We start from the raw sequence: 14793 nt of genomic DNA, 5'->3' as shown, positions 1-14793 counted from the left end.
AAAACGGTTGTAGTGGGGTTATTTCAAATTTCACCATTTTCTACTCTCATTAATAAGTGCAAAGCAACCAAAGTTTATCAAACGTAATACCATGGGTGAAGTTAGGGTAATATATCATTGATTATCGCTTTCTATTAGATTAGATGGACTGTATTTTAGTGCGAAATCCGGACTTTTGCTTACATGGCGGAAAGCCACTTCTATTTATTTTGAAATTAATTATTTAAATATACTAAATATTTGTTTACAATAGTGAAAATTAAAGTTATTATACAATAATAAAAGGAGGGCTAGGTATGGCAACGATAAATAAACAGAAAATTGTGGATAGTGTACCTCAAAAAGGTTTTTTTGGAAACCCTAAAGGATTATTCACCCTTTTCTTTACTGAGTTCTGGGAGCGTTTCTCCTATTATGGTATGAAGGCCATTCTTGTTTACTATATGTATTACGAAGTTTCTAAAGGGGGGCTAGGCCTTGATGAACCCACAGCCCTTGCCCTTGTATCCATCTATGGATCTTTAGTATATATGTCAGGCATAATTGGCGGATGGCTCGCCGATAGGATTTTCGGGACGTCAAAAGCCGTATTTTACGGTGGTATCTTGATCATGCTCGGGCATATTGTCCTTGCTGTACCAGGCAGTCTCTCCATGTTCTTTGTTTCCATGGTACTCATTGTTCTGGGTACTGGATTATTAAAACCGAATGTTTCCAGCATTGTCGGGGAAATTTACGCAGAAAATGATGAACGCCGGGATTCCGGTTTCAGTATATTCTATATGGGTATCAACATGGGTGCATTCCTTTCGCCGTTTGTTGTCGGTACAGTCGGAATGGACTACAGCTTCCATCTTGGATTTGGACTTGCAGCAATTGGTATGTTGATTGGACTCATCGTCTTTGTTGCAACAAAGAAAAAGAACCTGGGCTTGGCTGGGACTCTTCCTGCTAACCCATTATCACAGAATGAAAAGAAAAAAGTATTCACTAAATTGGGGATAGCCGCACTTATCATAGCTGCCATCATCGGCATCACTGCTTCTGCAGGCATCTTAACGATTGAAACCTTCATTAATCTTGTAGGTATCCTGGGAATCGTTATTCCGACCCTTTATTTCATTTTCATGTATCGCAGCCCGAAAACGACTTCCGTTGAACGTTCACGCTTGATTGCCTATATTCCTTTGTTTATAGCAGCCGTCATGTTCTGGGCGATTCAAGAACAAGGTGCAACAATATTGGCAAGCTATGCAGACAAACGGACACAGTTGAACTTTGCAGGATTGGAAATAAACCCGGCATGGTTCCAATCTTTGAACCCTTTGTTCATCATTACCCTTGCACCAGTATTCGCATGGTTATGGATTAAATTAGGAAAGCGCCAGCCGACCATTCCTCAAAAATTCTCGATAGGTCTACTGTTCGCCGGTTTATCATTCCTGGTGATCCTGCTTCCTGTTTATTTCGGTGGATCAGACGCATTAGTCAATCCGCTATGGCTTGTACTTAGCTATTTCCTTGTAGTGCTTGGAGAACTTTGTTTATCTCCTGTCGGACTTTCAGCAACTACAAAATTGGCTCCGGCCGCATTCTCGGCACAAACGATGAGCCTGTGGTTCCTGGCAAGTGCAGCAGCACAAGCGCTGAACGCACAAATCGTCAGATTCTACACACCTCAGACCGAAATGGCTTATTTTGGAGTGATTGGTGTTGCTTCAATGGTCCTTGGACTGATCCTGATGGTCTTATCACCAAAGATTCAAGGCTACATGAAAGGCATTCGCTAACACATAAAAAAGATGACCTCCGAATTAACGGGGTCATCTTTTTTGTTTTTGTATCCTCGCAATTTTACTGAATGAGTAGCATAGATCACCGGAATGGTTGTCAGCTAGCAATAAGCGAATGTGTAAAAAAGTGCTTCCTTTATAGGATTGCTCTTTTTTCCGGTTGTAAGAACCTTTTCATTTTTTGTTTTTGATAATACGGGTGGAGGGGTCAAACGCCCAACGCATTCGGCTATTTGCCAATTCACAATGGATTTCGGATTGGTTTTATTCAGTCATTGAATATATTCCTGCTTTCATAGTAATTGAACTGAATTTTAGCTTTGTACACCTTTGTTTTTGCTCGCAATAATTGAAGCCGCAATTGCAAACGGAAGTAAAAAGAAAGCCAATATTCCATATCCCGCTCCTTCAAACCCTCTGATGTTCACAAAACCGATGTAAAACAAAATAATTGAAGTTATGACGGTTAATATTCCTGGTAAAAGCCTAACAAATAAAGATAAATGTAATTTCCTAAACCACCATGCTAAAAGTATTACTAACATCCCAGGGACGCAAGCAACCAGGAGGGAAACTGCCAACATCATTTTGTAACCTCCTCAAATTCATTAAGTAAATAATACCATAATAAGTAAATTCCTCTTGTATATTAGAATGAAAAAGACAGCCGGTAGTGGTCATTTTCTTGGATGCGTGCGTGAGGAAAACAAAAGTTGAACGTGAAGGATGAGGTAAATTAAATGGATAGGGATTCTATTAAGCTTTAACACAAATTTGATTGGAATAGGTGTGTGAGACTACTACGGGAAAGCGTGTCTAGGGGAGACCCCGCAGGCGCAAGCAGAGGGCCGACCGTCCGCGGAAAGCGAGTGCCTGAAGCGAAAATCAACATGCAATAAAGCCCTCAAAAAAACTGGAGGTAAAATCGATTAGTTGCCGGTTTTGTACAGACAAAGTTCACTTACACGAGTGATCGGCCCTTTTTTTATCAAAATCTCCAAATAGCCAACTGAAAAGTACAATACCTGCTACAAAATAGAATGCATATCCTAAATTCCCTGACCACCTTATCGGTTCGCCACTGAAGTATTGCAGACAAGAATGAGCAAGAAACACGAATATGATACCCACTATACATCTTATGAAAAATATTTTCTTTGTTATCGACATACTGCAAATCTTCTCCTTTGCTTATCCAGTTTACAATAAATATCCAATCATTTATATATATGATTATTAAAATTAGTCAATTAATGGTGCGTAATGGGATGAATGTTATATTTATATCGCACTTGATTTTTCAAAAAGAAAGGAGGTAAAAATGAAACGTTTACTTGGAATATGCATATCCATGCAAATGACTTTCGTGTTGCTTTTCTTTACCGGGATTACTCCAAAGTTGAATTCCTATGTTGGGGCTGTATTCATCTTTTCCTTGCTTATCATTTGTTTCACCATTTTCATTTATTTCTTGCCTGAAGCCGGGATGCCGCCGGAAATCCCTTTGTTTGAATAGGTGAGTTCATCCAAAATTCAAGCGGAAAAAGGGCATCTCATTGAGGTGCCCTTTTTATTTCCACATCTTTTTGAATCAGTTTGCTGCTGGAATCAATCCTTTATGAATGGAGACTTCCTGAATGGCGCGGTAGACGGTTTCGACCATGAAATCGAGTTCCTTTTCTGACATGGAAAGGATCGGCATCATCGTGATGACTGGGCCGAGTTCCCGGATGATCAGGCCATTTTCCCGGGCTGTCTGGATGATTCCGGAAACGACATTCTCTTGGAGGGTGAACGTTTCCTTTGTTTGGCGGTCTTTAACGATTTCCACTCCAATCATGAAGCCGCGCTGGCGGATATCGCCGACTATCGGAAGTTCGTATAGCGCTTGCAGTCTTTGTGATAGGTATTTTGATTTTATCTGGATGTCTTTAATGAGATTGCGGCTTTCCATCAGCTCGATATTCTTCAGGGCCAGGGCACAGGCAAGCTGATTTCCTGTATAGGTGTGACCATGATAGAAGGTTTTATGTTCTTCCCGTTCCCCCAAGAAGGATTGAAAGATCTGCTCGTTCATGATGGTGGCGGCGAGTGGCATATATCCCCCAGTGATCCCTTTACCCATACACATGATATCGGGGACGACGTCTTCCTGTTCGCAGGCAAACATCGTACCGGTGCGACCGAATCCTACAGCCACCTCGTCACAAATTAAGAGGATATTGTACTTTTTGCATAATTGCCCGACCTCTTTCAAAAAGCCATGGGGATGGGTTATGATGCCTGCTGCTCCCTGCACGAGCGGCTCGATGATCAATCCTGCAATTTCCTCGGATTGCTTCTGCAGTAACTTCTCCAGTTCCTTCAAGCAATGGTTTTTCACTGCTTCTGGATCTCCATACTCAGTCATGTGATAGGCATATGGTGAAGGGGCTGAAATCCGTTGAAATAAGAGGGGCTTAAAGATTCTATGGAATAGATCCATTCCGCCCACACTCACGGCACCGACAGTATCTCCATGGTATGCTTCGTCAAGTGAGACGAATTTGTTTTTATTCTGATGCTTGACGGGATCGATATTCTGCCAATATTGATAAGCGACTTTAAGGGCGATTTCCACAGCGGCTGATCCCGTGTCCGAGTAAAAGACTTTCGATAAAGAACCAGGAGTGATCTCTGCCAGTTTTTTCGCCAGTAAGATCGATGGTACATTCGCAGATCCGAGCAGCGTCGAGTGCGCGACTTTATTCACTTGTTCAATTAGGGCGCCGTTTAATTCCGGCTCGTTATGCCCGTGCACATTCACCCATAATGAAGCATAGCCATCGAGGTAGCGTTTGCCATCCACATCAATCAGGTAGCTGCCTTCGCCGCGCTCGATGATCAGCGGTTTACTTTCCCGATACGTTTTCATTTGTGTGAACGGATGCCATACATATTCCTTATCCCATTGTTCTAAATCCTGACTGTTCATGCTTCGAACACCTCTTTCAGTTGTTGGGTATATTCTTGATCACCAAGCAAATCAAGGATGCAGATCCTTAAGTCTTTTCTAACATCGGCCAGTGTCGGGATGCAGGCGAGGCCATTCAGCCCAGTCAGTTTTTCAATGGTTTCGATATTGTCTTGATGAATCCGATTTTCTGCCCGGTAATGATTATACAAAATGGTTTTCACGTTGATATCATGGACTTGGGCATAAGAATGGGTCGTCACGACATCATGAATCGCCCCTAAACCGCTTGTGGATACGAAGAGGACAGGCATCCCGCAATCCCTTATGAAATCCGCCGTCATATAGAAACCTTCCGTTCGTTCAATAAGCGGCACAGCCAATCCGCCAGCTCCCTCGACTAATACGATGTCATACATTTCCTCAAGTTCGTGAACCCTTTCCACGACTTTCTTCTCATCGATGATACTGCCGGTTAATTTAATCGCCAAATGTGGGGAGGTTTCGGGTTCCAGTGTGTAAAACCCCGATTCCTTTACACCGAGTTCCTGCTCAAACCAAGATATATCCGGGTATGTATGATTTTCCTCATTGATTCCAGTTTGAAATGGTTTGAATATCGTGACGCTTTTTCCCAATGTTTGAAGAGACAGATAGAGTGCACTCGTGACGATGGTCTTTCCAATGTCCGTGCCAGTTCCGGTTATAAAGTAGGCTTGGCCCATGGATGATTCAGCTCCTTTACGTTTATATATCTTGCAATGCGTGGACGTACTTTCTGAATGATGACAGCACATAGAATGCATAGCATTAAATCACCGGGTACAGGTAACAAGAAGCCGTAAAGGATCGTTTGGCTGATGGAAAGCGGCGTTTCCACAATCCACTTCATCGCACCATACAGCCAGATGCAGCCGAAAAGGTAAACGGTCAGCAAAGTGGCGGCATTAGCAAAGAATATGGAACGAATCGTGGAGAGGGTAAACCGGTTGATCAGCCATCCATTTACATAGGCTCCCAGTATATATCCGAGCAAATAGCCGAAAGTGGGTTTGAATATATAGCCGAATCCCCCGCCTTCAGCAAACACGGGCACCCCGATAAGTCCGATCAAGACGTAGCATAACTGACTGAGCATCCCAAGCCGGGGCCCAAACAATGCGCCTGCCAAATAGACTGCCAGAATTTGCAGCGTGAAAGGTATGTAAGGGATAGGTATCTTAATAAAGGCGCCGATGGCAGTTAACGCGGTAAAAAGGGCCACATAAGAAATCGTCCTTGCTTTCAAGTTTTTAACCCCCTTTTTTGAAAGTGCTGGCAGAATGCCCACTATTAGTTTGCCTGATTCCTATTTTATATGTCAACTAATTTGTTATTTGGTTAACATATAAAGTGCCATTTTTCTTAGGATTTAAAGGACAACTAGTAAAATATTGAAAAAAGGCCATTGAATAATATTTTGTATGTATGTTATTATTCTAACAATATGTTAACTTTTTATGTTTTAAGTTAACAAATATTATCGCTCCATTTGATACTGCTAAATGTTCTGAGGATTGATGCTACACATGCAGCCGGTTGGAGGGAAAAGTGGTTTAGGGAATTTCGCGGCTGGAGCAGCAGGTTGCAGGAAGCGGGTCTATTACTGGTATCTTCCGTTTTATGTGCGGAGAACCGGAACAGGATATGTGCTTTTTCAAGGAATGGGATTCGGCACACAATAAAAGAAAAGAGGGATAGGTTTGGAAACATTGGTAAGAGATTGGAAGATGTTGGCGGAGAACGTTATCAAAGGATATAAAGTGACGGAGGAAGAGGCATTATCTATCGTCCAAGCCCCAGACGAAGAGGTTTTGGAAATTCTGAATGCAGCCTATCTCATACGTAAACATCATTATGGGAAAAAGGTAAAATTGAATATGATCATCAATACGAAATCAGGATTATGTCCCGAAGATTGCGGCTACTGCTCGCAGTCGATCGTGTCGGAAGCCCCGATTGATAAATATGCTTGGCTGACTAAAGAAAAGATTGTCGAAGGAGCGCAAGAATCAATTCGCCGGAAAGCGGGCACTTATTGCATTGTTGCTTCTGGCCGTCGTCCGACCAACAGGGAAATCGATCATGTCATTGAAGCGGTAAAAGAAATCCGCGAAACGACGGATCTTAAAATCTGCTGCTGTTTAGGTTTCCTGAATGAGGAACATGCAGGTAAACTAGCGGAAGCAGGCGTTCATCGCTATAACCACAACTTGAATACATCACAGGAAAACTACAGTAAAATTACATCGACACATACATATGAAGACCGGGTAGATACAGTGGAAGCTGTGAAAGAAGCCGGAATGTCCCCATGCTCTGGAGCCATTTTCGGAATGGGTGAATCTGAGGCGGAAGCGGTGGAAATCGCTCTATCCTTACGCAGCCTTGATGCAGATTCCATTCCTTGTAATTTTCTCAATGCAATTGACGGAACGCCGCTTGAGGGAACTTCCGAGCTGACCCCCACTAAATGCCTGAAATTGATTTCGATGATGAGATTCGTTAATCCGAGTAAAGAAATCCGCCTGGCCGGCGGCCGGGAGGTCAATCTACGTTCCATGCAGCCCATGGCACTTTATGCTGCCAATTCCATCTTCGTCGGCGACTATTTAACGACAGCTGGTCAAGAACCCACAGCGGATTGGGGAATCATTGAAGACCTGGGGTTTGAAATTGAAGAATGTGCCCTTTAATTGATAAAGAAGATTATTGAGACAAACCAAAAAACACCCTTTGGGTGTTTTTTTCAGTTTGTCGACTAAAGGGAGCGGATTTCTGAAAGGGGGAGGTGTAAGGATTTCCACTCCAGGCACTCGCTTTCCGCGGGCGGTCCGGGAGCCTCCTCGGCGCTCGCCTGCGGGGTCTGGCCACGCTTTTCCCGCAGGAGTCTCGTACCTTCCGTTCCAATCAACTGGAACTTCTTTTTTTAGAAATATTGAAGGGAAACTGGCTCTTCTTCTCCAATAAGTCTACAGTCAGGCGGTTCCAACAATTTTTCGACAAAAGGAGTTTCGAATTGCTCTCGCCCCGAACCAAGATTTTAAAAGTAAACTTGATTATGTTTCATGTTTTTTACTAGTTTATACGGATGAAATCCTCACTAGATATAAGAAATATGCGACACTCCTGCCGAATAACTGGCTAGCCGAGACCCCGCAGCCGTTTACCGGCGAGGAGGCTTGGCAGACAGTCGGCGGAAAGGGAGCGGATCTCTGGAATTTACTGAAATGGTTTTAAGAGAAAAAAACTGCAGGCGACTCATCCTGAAACATGTTGAAGACTAGATTATCGTTCATGTTTTTTTACAGCAATCCTTAAAGGATGGAAGAAATATGCGACACTCCTGCCGAATAACTGGCTAGCCGAGACCCCGCAGCCGTTTACCGGCGAGGAGGCTTGGCAGGCAGTCGGCGGAAAGGGAGCGGATTTCTGGAATCGACTGAAATGGTTTTAAGAGAAAAAAACTGCAGGCGACTCATCCTGAAACATGTTGAAGACTAGATTATCGTTCATGTTTTTTTACAGCAATCCTTAAAGGATGGAAGAAATGAGCGACACTCCTGCCGAATAACTGGCCTAGCCGAGACCCCGCAGCCGTTTACCGGCGAGGAGGCTTGGCAGACAGTCGGCGGAAAGGGAGCGGATTTCTGGAATCGACTGAAATGGTTTTAAAAGAAAAAAACTGCAGACATTGCCGTAATAGAACTAATGTCCTTCAACCTTTACAAAAATAAAAAAGTAATGATAAGTGAAAATAATGAAAAAAAAATGCTAAATTGTAAGGAGAGGTTTTATAATGAATTACCTGAATGCAATAACATTTGCTGCATTGTAGTAAATGATTATGAAATAGGGAAAGGATCAGTATTGGTAATATCAATAATGAAAGGATAGTTTTGTGTGATGCATATATGGCTGATTAGCTTTATTATTTTATTATTGCTAGTAATATTTTATACTATTATCCCAACGGTGCTTATTCGTGTAGGCAGCCTGGGAATAACCAAAAAAATAAATTCGAATAATGGGATTGCGCTAACTTTCGATGATGGCCCAAACCCTGAACATACGATAAAATTACTTGATCTTTTAAAGGAATATGAGATAAAGGCTACATTTTTTGTTGTGGGCAGTAAAGTGAAAAGTAATCCTGGGATTATTAAAAGAATGCATGAAGAGGGACATACGATAGGTATCCATCATTTTCATCATGTTTCAAGTTGGGTCCTATCACCAATTCATCTGCGAAAACAGTTGGAAATGACTGAAAAGGCGATAACGGAATGCACGGATGAAAAGGTGATATTTTATAGACCGCCATGGGGCCATTTCAATATGTTTACCCCACTGTTCAGTAGGAAATATAAAGTAATTATGTGGTCCGGCATCTTTGGGGATTGGAAAGTCCAAAATTGCAAAAATACTCTGCTTGATCAGCTTCGAAGCACTTCAACGGAAGGTTCCATCATATTGCTTCATGACTGTGGTGAAACATTGGGAGCGGATAAAGAGGCACCAGGCTATATGATTGAAATGTTGAAAATTTACCTGCAGGAGAGTAAGGAAAAAGGAACACACTTTATTTCTTTAAAAGACTCATAACTAATTCTGGGGGTATTATGGATATAGATACACTTTTACAATTTATTGATTCTTATGGATACCTGATCATTTTTCTTTTTTTATTCTTCGGCATCGTGGGAGTGCCTGCTCCAGAAGAATCACTTCTATTTCTAATTGGGGTGCTGGTTGCCCAAGGTAAGCTCTCTATGGGTTTAGCGATGCTGTGTGCAATTCTCGGCGCCTTTATCGGAATGCTTGCAGCTTACTCATGCGGAAAATACGTGGGGTATCCATTTATAAATAAATATGGAAGATTCATTGGGATTACGGCTGAACGCTGGGAGAAAGCAAAGAGAAAATATACGGATAATGCACGAAAAACGTTAGTATTGGGATTTTATATTCCGGGGATGAGGCAAATAAGTCCATATTTTGCAGGAATCTCTTCTATACCCTTTCGGAAATACTTCCTCTTTTCCCTATTAGGCACTATACTATGGACCGTCCCTTTTATAGTGGCCGGTTATTATGTGGGGGATGCTTTTAATGTTAATCCCAAATACGTTCCATATTTAGGTGTTGTATTTTTAGTTATTTTTGTACTATATGTTACTATCAAATACATTAAAAAGAGAAAACAAAGATCAAAAAGTTGAGTCGGCTCCTTATTATAAAACGTCGGAAATAAAAAATCGATTTAAGGAATTTGTTCAACGATATTGTAAGAGGAAGATATCATGAACTATATATTTTGTATTTTCAGAATGATTTCTTTAGGAGATGACACACATGAAGAAGATTTTGTTTTTACCTCTCTTTCGAATGCAGTCGGGACATCATCAAGTTGCAGAGGCATTGATGGATATGTTAAAAAAGCATTCAAATGGGATCACTTATAAAAAAATCGATCTTATCAGTTATACCAATACCTCTCTAGAAAAATTCATTGCAAATAGTTATCTGACATGGATCCGCTATGCGCCGGAAACCTATAATCTTGCCTATAAGAATCTGTTTTATGTTCACTCGCCAAAGGAAAGTGTATGTAAATGGTATCAGCAATTATTCATGAATAAGATGGAACGATTGATAGCGGAAGAAAAGCCTGATTTAATTGTTTGTACACACGGTTTCCCTTCATATCTTTTGAGTCAGTTAAAGATGAAAGGGAAGTGCAGTACACCGGTAATAAACGTGTACACGGACTTTTTTATTAATAATGTGTGGGGAAGCGAAGGGATAGATGCCCATTTTCTTCCTAGTCAAGAAGTGAAAGAAAAGCTGATGAGTAAGCGTCAAATACCAAAACAAACGATGATGGTCACTGGCATTCCCGTGCACGAGGAAATCACAAAAAATGCCCGTGTCCAAAGAAACACAGAACGGCCAAAAATTTTGATATCCGGAGGAAATAGCGGTCTGGGAGGGATTTTGAACTTAGGTGATGAGTTAAAGAATTCAACCGACTTTGATTATTTAGTTCTTTGCGGAAATAACAACAAGCTTTATGAAGAAATCAATACATGGAACTTACCTCATATCAAACCACTGCCCTATATCTCATCAAGGTCTGAAATGAATAAGCTTTATGAAGAAGTTGACGCAATCGTTACGAAACCGGGCGGTGTCACGATCAGTGAATCATTACGAAAAAAGCTTCCGATTTTTGTTCATTCCAGGCTTCCGGGGCAGGAGGAAATCAATCTGCAGTATCTAAAACAGCAAGGCCTTGTATTTAAACTTAATCAGAAAACGCCTTTTGAAAAACAATTACTGAGTATATTGAAGGATCAGAAAAAAATGAAAAAGTGGAGCACATCCATAGAGTCCTATCATAAGGAAATAGAGTTGGAGAAACCCGAGGGAATAGTGGAGGTCATGAAATTGATCCTTGATCTTAATCAAAATGGTACGCCTTCCTATCTAGCCCGACAGCCCAAACTTCTTTATAGCTAAATGCATGGTGTTCCCGCTGGTGATCCTAAAAGGAAGAATGGATACGGAAGGCTGCTGAATTAGCAGCCATCCTATAATGAAAGGTCGGAGAGAAGAGTGACTTTGAAAAAAACATACCTTTTGATTTTTTTGATGATGATGCTTGTGATGGTGGGTGCAGGGTGTTCAAGTGATGAAACGGAAATGAAGGCGCAAGCCGGAGGAAAAGTGGAATTGACGGTTTCCGCAGCTGTAAGTTTGCAAGATGCCTTAAATGATATAAAGAAGTCTTTTGAAAAAGAGAATGCAAATGTGGAAGTTCATTATAACTTTGGAGCCTCTGGAGCTCTTCAGCAACAGATATCCCAAGGTGCACCTGTTGACCTGTTTTTCTCGGCAGCAGAAGATAAATTTGATAAATTAGTAGAGGAAGATCTTATTGAAGAGAAAAGCGGAATCGATTTAGTCGGCAATGACCTGGTGCTTGTGGTGCCAAAGGATTCCAAAAAGGAAATTGGATCGCTGGAAGACCTCACAAAGGCCGCTAAAATTTCGATTGGGACTCCAGAGTCTGTACCGGCAGGGCAATATGCGAAACAAACTTTGGAAAACATGAACCTTTTCAAAGAAATGGAAGATCGATTGGTATATGCCAAGGATGTGCGGCAAGTGCTTACATATGTGGAATCGGGAAATGTGGACGCAGGCCTCGTTTATAAAACGGATGCGCTCAACTCATCAAAAGTTGAAATCATTGCAGCGGCTCAGGCAGATTTACACGATCCGATCATATATCCCATGGGAATGATCGATGACAAGGATCATCCCAAGGAAGCCAAGCTATTCTATGACTATCTCCAAACGGAAGCCTCCATGAAAATCTTTGAAAAATACGGATTTAAGAATTTGAAATAACCGCCAATCCGGTGGTCTCAGTTTTACTAGGACTTGTACAACGAACGTCGATTTCCACTACAGGCACTTGCTTTCCGCGGGCGGTCGGCCCTCGGCTTGCGCCTGCGGGGTCTCCCCAGACGCGCTTTCCCCGCAGGAGTCTCGCACCTTTCGTTCCAAACTTGAATTAGTTTTTAAACTTTAGGAGAAATCCTTATTTCTACAGTTTAACTAGGACTTGTACAACGAACGTCGATTTCCACTACAGGCGCTCTCTTTCCGCGGGCGGTCGGCCCTCGGCTTGCGCCTGCGGGGTCTCCCCAGACGCGCTTTTCCCGCAGGAGTCTCGCACCTTTCGTTCCAAACTTGAATTAGTTTTTAAACTTTAGGAGAAATCCTTTTGTCCACAAACTATAACCACCAATCTGGTGGTCTTTTTTAATTCATCCGCAGTAATATTAGGTATATTTACCTTGATATTGAAACCTCTTCTCGCTTTACACGTAAGAAAAGGGACATGCATGTATTCGTCTTTCAATCGCTGCGTAATATGGACCTTGGGACAAAAGAAGGACAGGCACATTATTGTCCTTTGGCTTGACTGCAAATGGTACCATTCTTTTTGAAAACGATGTAAAACAGTTTAATAGGCAGGTATCCTATAACCCCGCCGAGAGTATTCAGGATTAAATCATCGGTATCAAAACTTCCTAATTCAAATAAAAGCTGAAGAATCTCATAGGTGAAACTAAGACAGAATGTTGCAATCAAGATCGATTTGAGTTGGGAAAACCTTTTTGACAGTAAGGGAAGCATCAAGCCGAATGGTACAAAGCCGATGATATTCCCCGCTATATTTTCCATCCGGATCGATGGGTTAACATCCGCTAAGAACAGGTAATGGGCAATGGTTTTAAAAGGGATGAAGTTATGGGAACCCCAATAGCGGCCATGGGAAAAATTAATATGACCATTCATCTCGGTTATCGAGAAGGTTTTAAATAAAATGAGCTTTGTAAGCATTGATAGATACAGAACCATAAATAACGATAATACTATTTTCTCAAAAAATTTCATGATACAACTCCAATATTAAAGTGGGAAATATTTATCATTTTATCATAAATGGTATATGATGAGTTTAATGTAATAATTTACTATATTCTTAGTTCGAATTACCAAGGAGGGGTAAAACGGTGGAGGAAGCAATAATTGATTTTGTCATTGCAGTCATATTAATTATTGGTTTCACATACGGTCTCATTAGGCAATTTAGACATTGTGTCAGTATCGGGAAGGGAAATAAGTCGGAGTATGTACATTACAGGAGGGCATTGATTGGAAACTATCTGGTTTGCCTATCCTATTCAGGGTTTCTTTTTTCTTATATTTTGAATTCATTATTGGCATCCCGAATTATACAGGCTTCATTTATTACAAGTGATAATACTAGTTTTTGCAGTTTCAGTTTTCTTGCCATTCTATTAATCGCCAAATTTGGGATTATTCCTAAGGAAAATGAACAAGTTGAATTACAAGAATACATAGTTGAGAAAGAGGAAATATGAAGAAAATTTCGCTTATCATATTAATTGCATGTATTTCAATCACCTTTCTATTGAATGTTGCCATGCCTGAGATTGCTGGCAAAATGAAACATAATATAAGTTCCATGAATATTCTTTATTCATACAGTGTCACAAAAACATTCTCGGAACAAACCCATGATACGGTTGAAATGGCATCCGTTCCTTCAGGGAAAACAGAGACCAGGGATGCTGATTTCCGAATTGATGTCAAGCTTGAGGGCACGCCGCTGAATATTAAAAGTGTAGTGAAAGGGCACTTGAATAAACCTCAAGCGTATAAAACTAAAGAAAAGTTAACCGGGCCCGAAAAAGGGTTTTCAAACCGGACATATTATCTTACCAAAAATTATGATAAAGGAAGATATACAGTCATCCGAACGAATAAAATAACAGGAAAAGAAAAGGTGTATGCCGGAACTTACTATGAGCCGAGCACGCAAGATCCCATCGTAAAATGGTCGCGTGATGAAAAATGATGGCGGTCATACGATTTTAAGTAAAGTTGAGTGATTATATGGAAAAAACAGTGAAGATCGAGGAATATAACCCTGATTGGGTCAGTGAATTTCAACAGGAAAAAGCGAGGATCATGGAGGTTTTAAAGAACGATTCCCTTTGTGTTGAGCATATTGGAAGTACATCCGTCATGGGGTTGGGGGCTAAACCGATTTTGGACATCATGGTTGGCGTCCAACATTTAGCTGAAGTTGACGCGTTCATTGAACCGTTGACATCGATAGGGTATGAATTTGTCACGCATAAGGAGTTTCCCGAAAGGCGTTTCTTTAGAAAAGGCCAATGGAGAGCGGGTACACACCATTTGCATATCTATAGATTTGGAAGTGAACAGTGGAAGACTCAACTTTCATTCAGGGACTACCTAAGAAGCCATCCTGACGTACGGAAACAATATCAGCAATTAAAAATGTCCTTAGCAGAAAAGCATCCTGCAGATATAGTGGGGTACACAAAAGCGAAAGCGCCATTTATCTTAAATGTCATGGAATCAGCAAAAGGCGGTTGA

Annotated in this window: 16 protein-coding genes; 11 read left to right on the top strand and 5 right to left on the bottom strand. The window is 41.3% G+C overall.

All coding sequences use genetic code 11. The features are described from left to right. Window positions 1–296: 296 nt before the first annotated feature. Complete coding sequence (locus J7I96_RS19900) at window positions 297–1790, top strand: peptide MFS transporter (protein WP_214770464.1); 1494 nt, start codon at window positions 297–299, stop codon at window positions 1788–1790. A gap of 317 nt (window positions 1791–2107) precedes the next feature. On the opposite strand, the gene J7I96_RS19895 is transcribed toward J7I96_RS19900, so the two are convergent. Then, window positions 2108–2380 (bottom strand): YesK family protein, encoded by a 273-nt coding sequence (locus tag J7I96_RS19895; protein WP_214925187.1) that lies wholly within the window; start codon window positions 2378–2380, stop codon window positions 2108–2110. Between the two features lie 734 nt (window positions 2381–3114). Here J7I96_RS19895 and J7I96_RS19890 point away from each other — a divergent pair. Next, window positions 3115–3309 (top strand): hypothetical protein, encoded by a 195-nt coding sequence (locus J7I96_RS19890; RefSeq protein ID WP_214925184.1) that lies wholly within the window; start codon window positions 3115–3117, stop codon window positions 3307–3309. Between the two features lie 75 nt (window positions 3310–3384). Here the strand turns inward: J7I96_RS19890 and bioA are convergent, their stop codons facing one another. Genes bioA through J7I96_RS19875 form a run of 3 tightly spaced genes read right to left on the bottom strand, consistent with a single transcriptional unit; the run spans window position 3385 to window position 6034 of the window. After that, on the bottom strand, window positions 3385–4767 hold the full coding sequence (gene bioA, locus J7I96_RS19885) for an adenosylmethionine--8-amino-7-oxononanoate transaminase (protein WP_214925183.1): 1383 nt from the start codon (window positions 4765–4767) through the stop codon (window positions 3385–3387). Continuing rightward, a complete protein-coding gene (bioD, locus tag J7I96_RS19880; protein ID WP_214925182.1) occupies window positions 4764–5471 on the bottom strand; it encodes a dethiobiotin synthase in 708 nt (235 codons plus the stop codon). Before bioD ends, bioA begins: the two co-directional genes overlap by 4 nt. Continuing rightward, window positions 5450–6034 carry a biotin transporter BioY gene (locus J7I96_RS19875; protein WP_214925181.1) on the bottom strand — a complete coding sequence of 195 codons (585 nt, stop codon included), beginning with the start codon at window positions 6032–6034 and terminating at the stop codon, window positions 5450–5452. The genes bioD and J7I96_RS19875 overlap by 22 nt, the downstream gene beginning before the upstream one ends. A 280-nt stretch (window positions 6035–6314) precedes the next feature. Between J7I96_RS19875 and J7I96_RS19870 the strand changes: the two genes are divergently transcribed. The 6 genes from J7I96_RS19870 (at window position 6315) to modA (ending at window position 12201) form a co-directional block, all read left to right on the top strand. Beyond that, window positions 6315–6470, top strand: a complete 156-nt coding sequence (locus tag J7I96_RS19870) for a hypothetical protein (RefSeq protein WP_214770450.1) — start codon at window positions 6315–6317, stop codon at window positions 6468–6470. A gap of 45 nt (window positions 6471–6515) precedes the next feature. Further along, window positions 6516–7481 carry a biotin synthase BioB gene (gene bioB / locus J7I96_RS19865; protein ID WP_053537392.1) on the top strand — a complete coding sequence of 322 codons (966 nt, stop codon included), beginning with the start codon at window positions 6516–6518 and terminating at the stop codon, window positions 7479–7481. A 1210-nt stretch (window positions 7482–8691) separates the two neighbouring features. Further along, entirely contained in the window at window positions 8692–9390 is a 699-nt protein-coding gene (locus tag J7I96_RS19860; RefSeq protein WP_214925308.1) for a polysaccharide deacetylase family protein, read from the top strand. 17 nt (window positions 9391–9407) lie between these two features. Then, window positions 9408–10007 (top strand): DedA family protein, encoded by a 600-nt coding sequence (locus tag J7I96_RS19855; RefSeq protein ID WP_214925180.1) that lies wholly within the window; start codon window positions 9408–9410, stop codon window positions 10005–10007. Between the two features lie 133 nt (window positions 10008–10140). Then, window positions 10141–11307 (top strand): MGDG synthase family glycosyltransferase, encoded by a 1167-nt coding sequence (locus tag J7I96_RS19850; RefSeq protein ID WP_214770444.1) that lies wholly within the window; start codon window positions 10141–10143, stop codon window positions 11305–11307. 102 nt (window positions 11308–11409) lie between these two features. Then, the gene (gene modA, locus J7I96_RS19845; RefSeq protein ID WP_214925179.1) at window positions 11410–12201 is read left to right on the top strand and encodes a molybdate ABC transporter substrate-binding protein; all 792 of its coding nucleotides are present in this window, start codon (window positions 11410–11412) and stop codon (window positions 12199–12201) included. 561 nt (window positions 12202–12762) lie between these two features. Here modA and J7I96_RS19840 read toward each other — a convergent pair. Then, window positions 12763–13257, bottom strand: a complete 495-nt coding sequence (locus J7I96_RS19840) for a VanZ family protein (RefSeq protein ID WP_214770439.1) — start codon at window positions 13255–13257, stop codon at window positions 12763–12765. 119 nt (window positions 13258–13376) lie between these two features. Between J7I96_RS19840 and J7I96_RS19835 the strand changes: the two genes are divergently transcribed. The 3 genes from J7I96_RS19835 to J7I96_RS19825 are packed head-to-tail and all read left to right on the top strand — an operon-like array spanning window position 13377 to window position 14793. After that, complete coding sequence (locus J7I96_RS19835; RefSeq protein ID WP_214770437.1) at window positions 13377–13748, top strand: hypothetical protein; 372 nt, start codon at window positions 13377–13379, stop codon at window positions 13746–13748. Further along, window positions 13745–14245, top strand: a complete 501-nt coding sequence (locus J7I96_RS19830; protein WP_214925177.1) for a hypothetical protein — start codon at window positions 13745–13747, stop codon at window positions 14243–14245. The genes J7I96_RS19835 and J7I96_RS19830 overlap by 4 nt, the downstream gene beginning before the upstream one ends. 38 nt (window positions 14246–14283) lie before the next feature. Further along, window positions 14284–14793 (top strand): GrpB family protein, encoded by a 510-nt coding sequence (locus J7I96_RS19825; RefSeq protein ID WP_214925175.1) that lies wholly within the window; start codon window positions 14284–14286, stop codon window positions 14791–14793.

This window comes from Bacillus sp. ISL-78 (assembly GCF_018613455.1).
Lineage (GTDB): Bacteria > Bacillota > Bacilli > Bacillales > DSM-1321 > Peribacillus > Peribacillus frigoritolerans.
Note: the sequence above shows the minus strand (reverse complement) of the source record. Positions and strands in the feature narration are given on the sequence as shown.

Excerpts from the sequence above, each read along its gene's own strand:
- J7I96_RS19860 (WP_214925308.1), top strand. The coding sequence starts at position 8,692 with ATGCATATATGGCTGATTAGCTTTATTATTTTATTATTGCTAGTAATA.
- J7I96_RS19900 (WP_214770464.1), top strand. The coding sequence starts at position 297 with ATGGCAACGATAAATAAACAGAAAATTGTGGATAGTGTACCTCAAAAA.
- bioB (WP_053537392.1), top strand. The coding sequence starts at position 6,516 with ATGTTGGCGGAGAACGTTATCAAAGGATATAAAGTGACGGAGGAAGAG.
- J7I96_RS19855 (WP_214925180.1), top strand. The coding sequence starts at position 9,408 with ATGGATATAGATACACTTTTACAATTTATTGATTCTTATGGATACCTG.
- J7I96_RS19895 (WP_214925187.1), bottom strand. The coding sequence starts at position 2,380 with ATGATGTTGGCAGTTTCCCTCCTGGTTGCTTGCGTCCCTGGGATGTTA.
- J7I96_RS19890 (WP_214925184.1), top strand. The coding sequence starts at position 3,115 with ATGAAACGTTTACTTGGAATATGCATATCCATGCAAATGACTTTCGTG.
- J7I96_RS19870 (WP_214770450.1), top strand. The coding sequence starts at position 6,315 with ATGCAGCCGGTTGGAGGGAAAAGTGGTTTAGGGAATTTCGCGGCTGGA.
- J7I96_RS19825 (WP_214925175.1), top strand. The coding sequence starts at position 14,284 with ATGGAAAAAACAGTGAAGATCGAGGAATATAACCCTGATTGGGTCAGT.
- bioD (WP_214925182.1), bottom strand. The coding sequence starts at position 5,471 with ATGGGCCAAGCCTACTTTATAACCGGAACTGGCACGGACATTGGAAAG.
- J7I96_RS19830 (WP_214925177.1), top strand. The coding sequence starts at position 13,745 with ATGAAGAAAATTTCGCTTATCATATTAATTGCATGTATTTCAATCACC.
- bioA (WP_214925183.1), bottom strand. The coding sequence starts at position 4,767 with ATGAACAGTCAGGATTTAGAACAATGGGATAAGGAATATGTATGGCAT.
- J7I96_RS19840 (WP_214770439.1), bottom strand. The coding sequence starts at position 13,257 with ATGAAATTTTTTGAGAAAATAGTATTATCGTTATTTATGGTTCTGTAT.
- J7I96_RS19850 (WP_214770444.1), top strand. The coding sequence starts at position 10,141 with ATGAAGAAGATTTTGTTTTTACCTCTCTTTCGAATGCAGTCGGGACAT.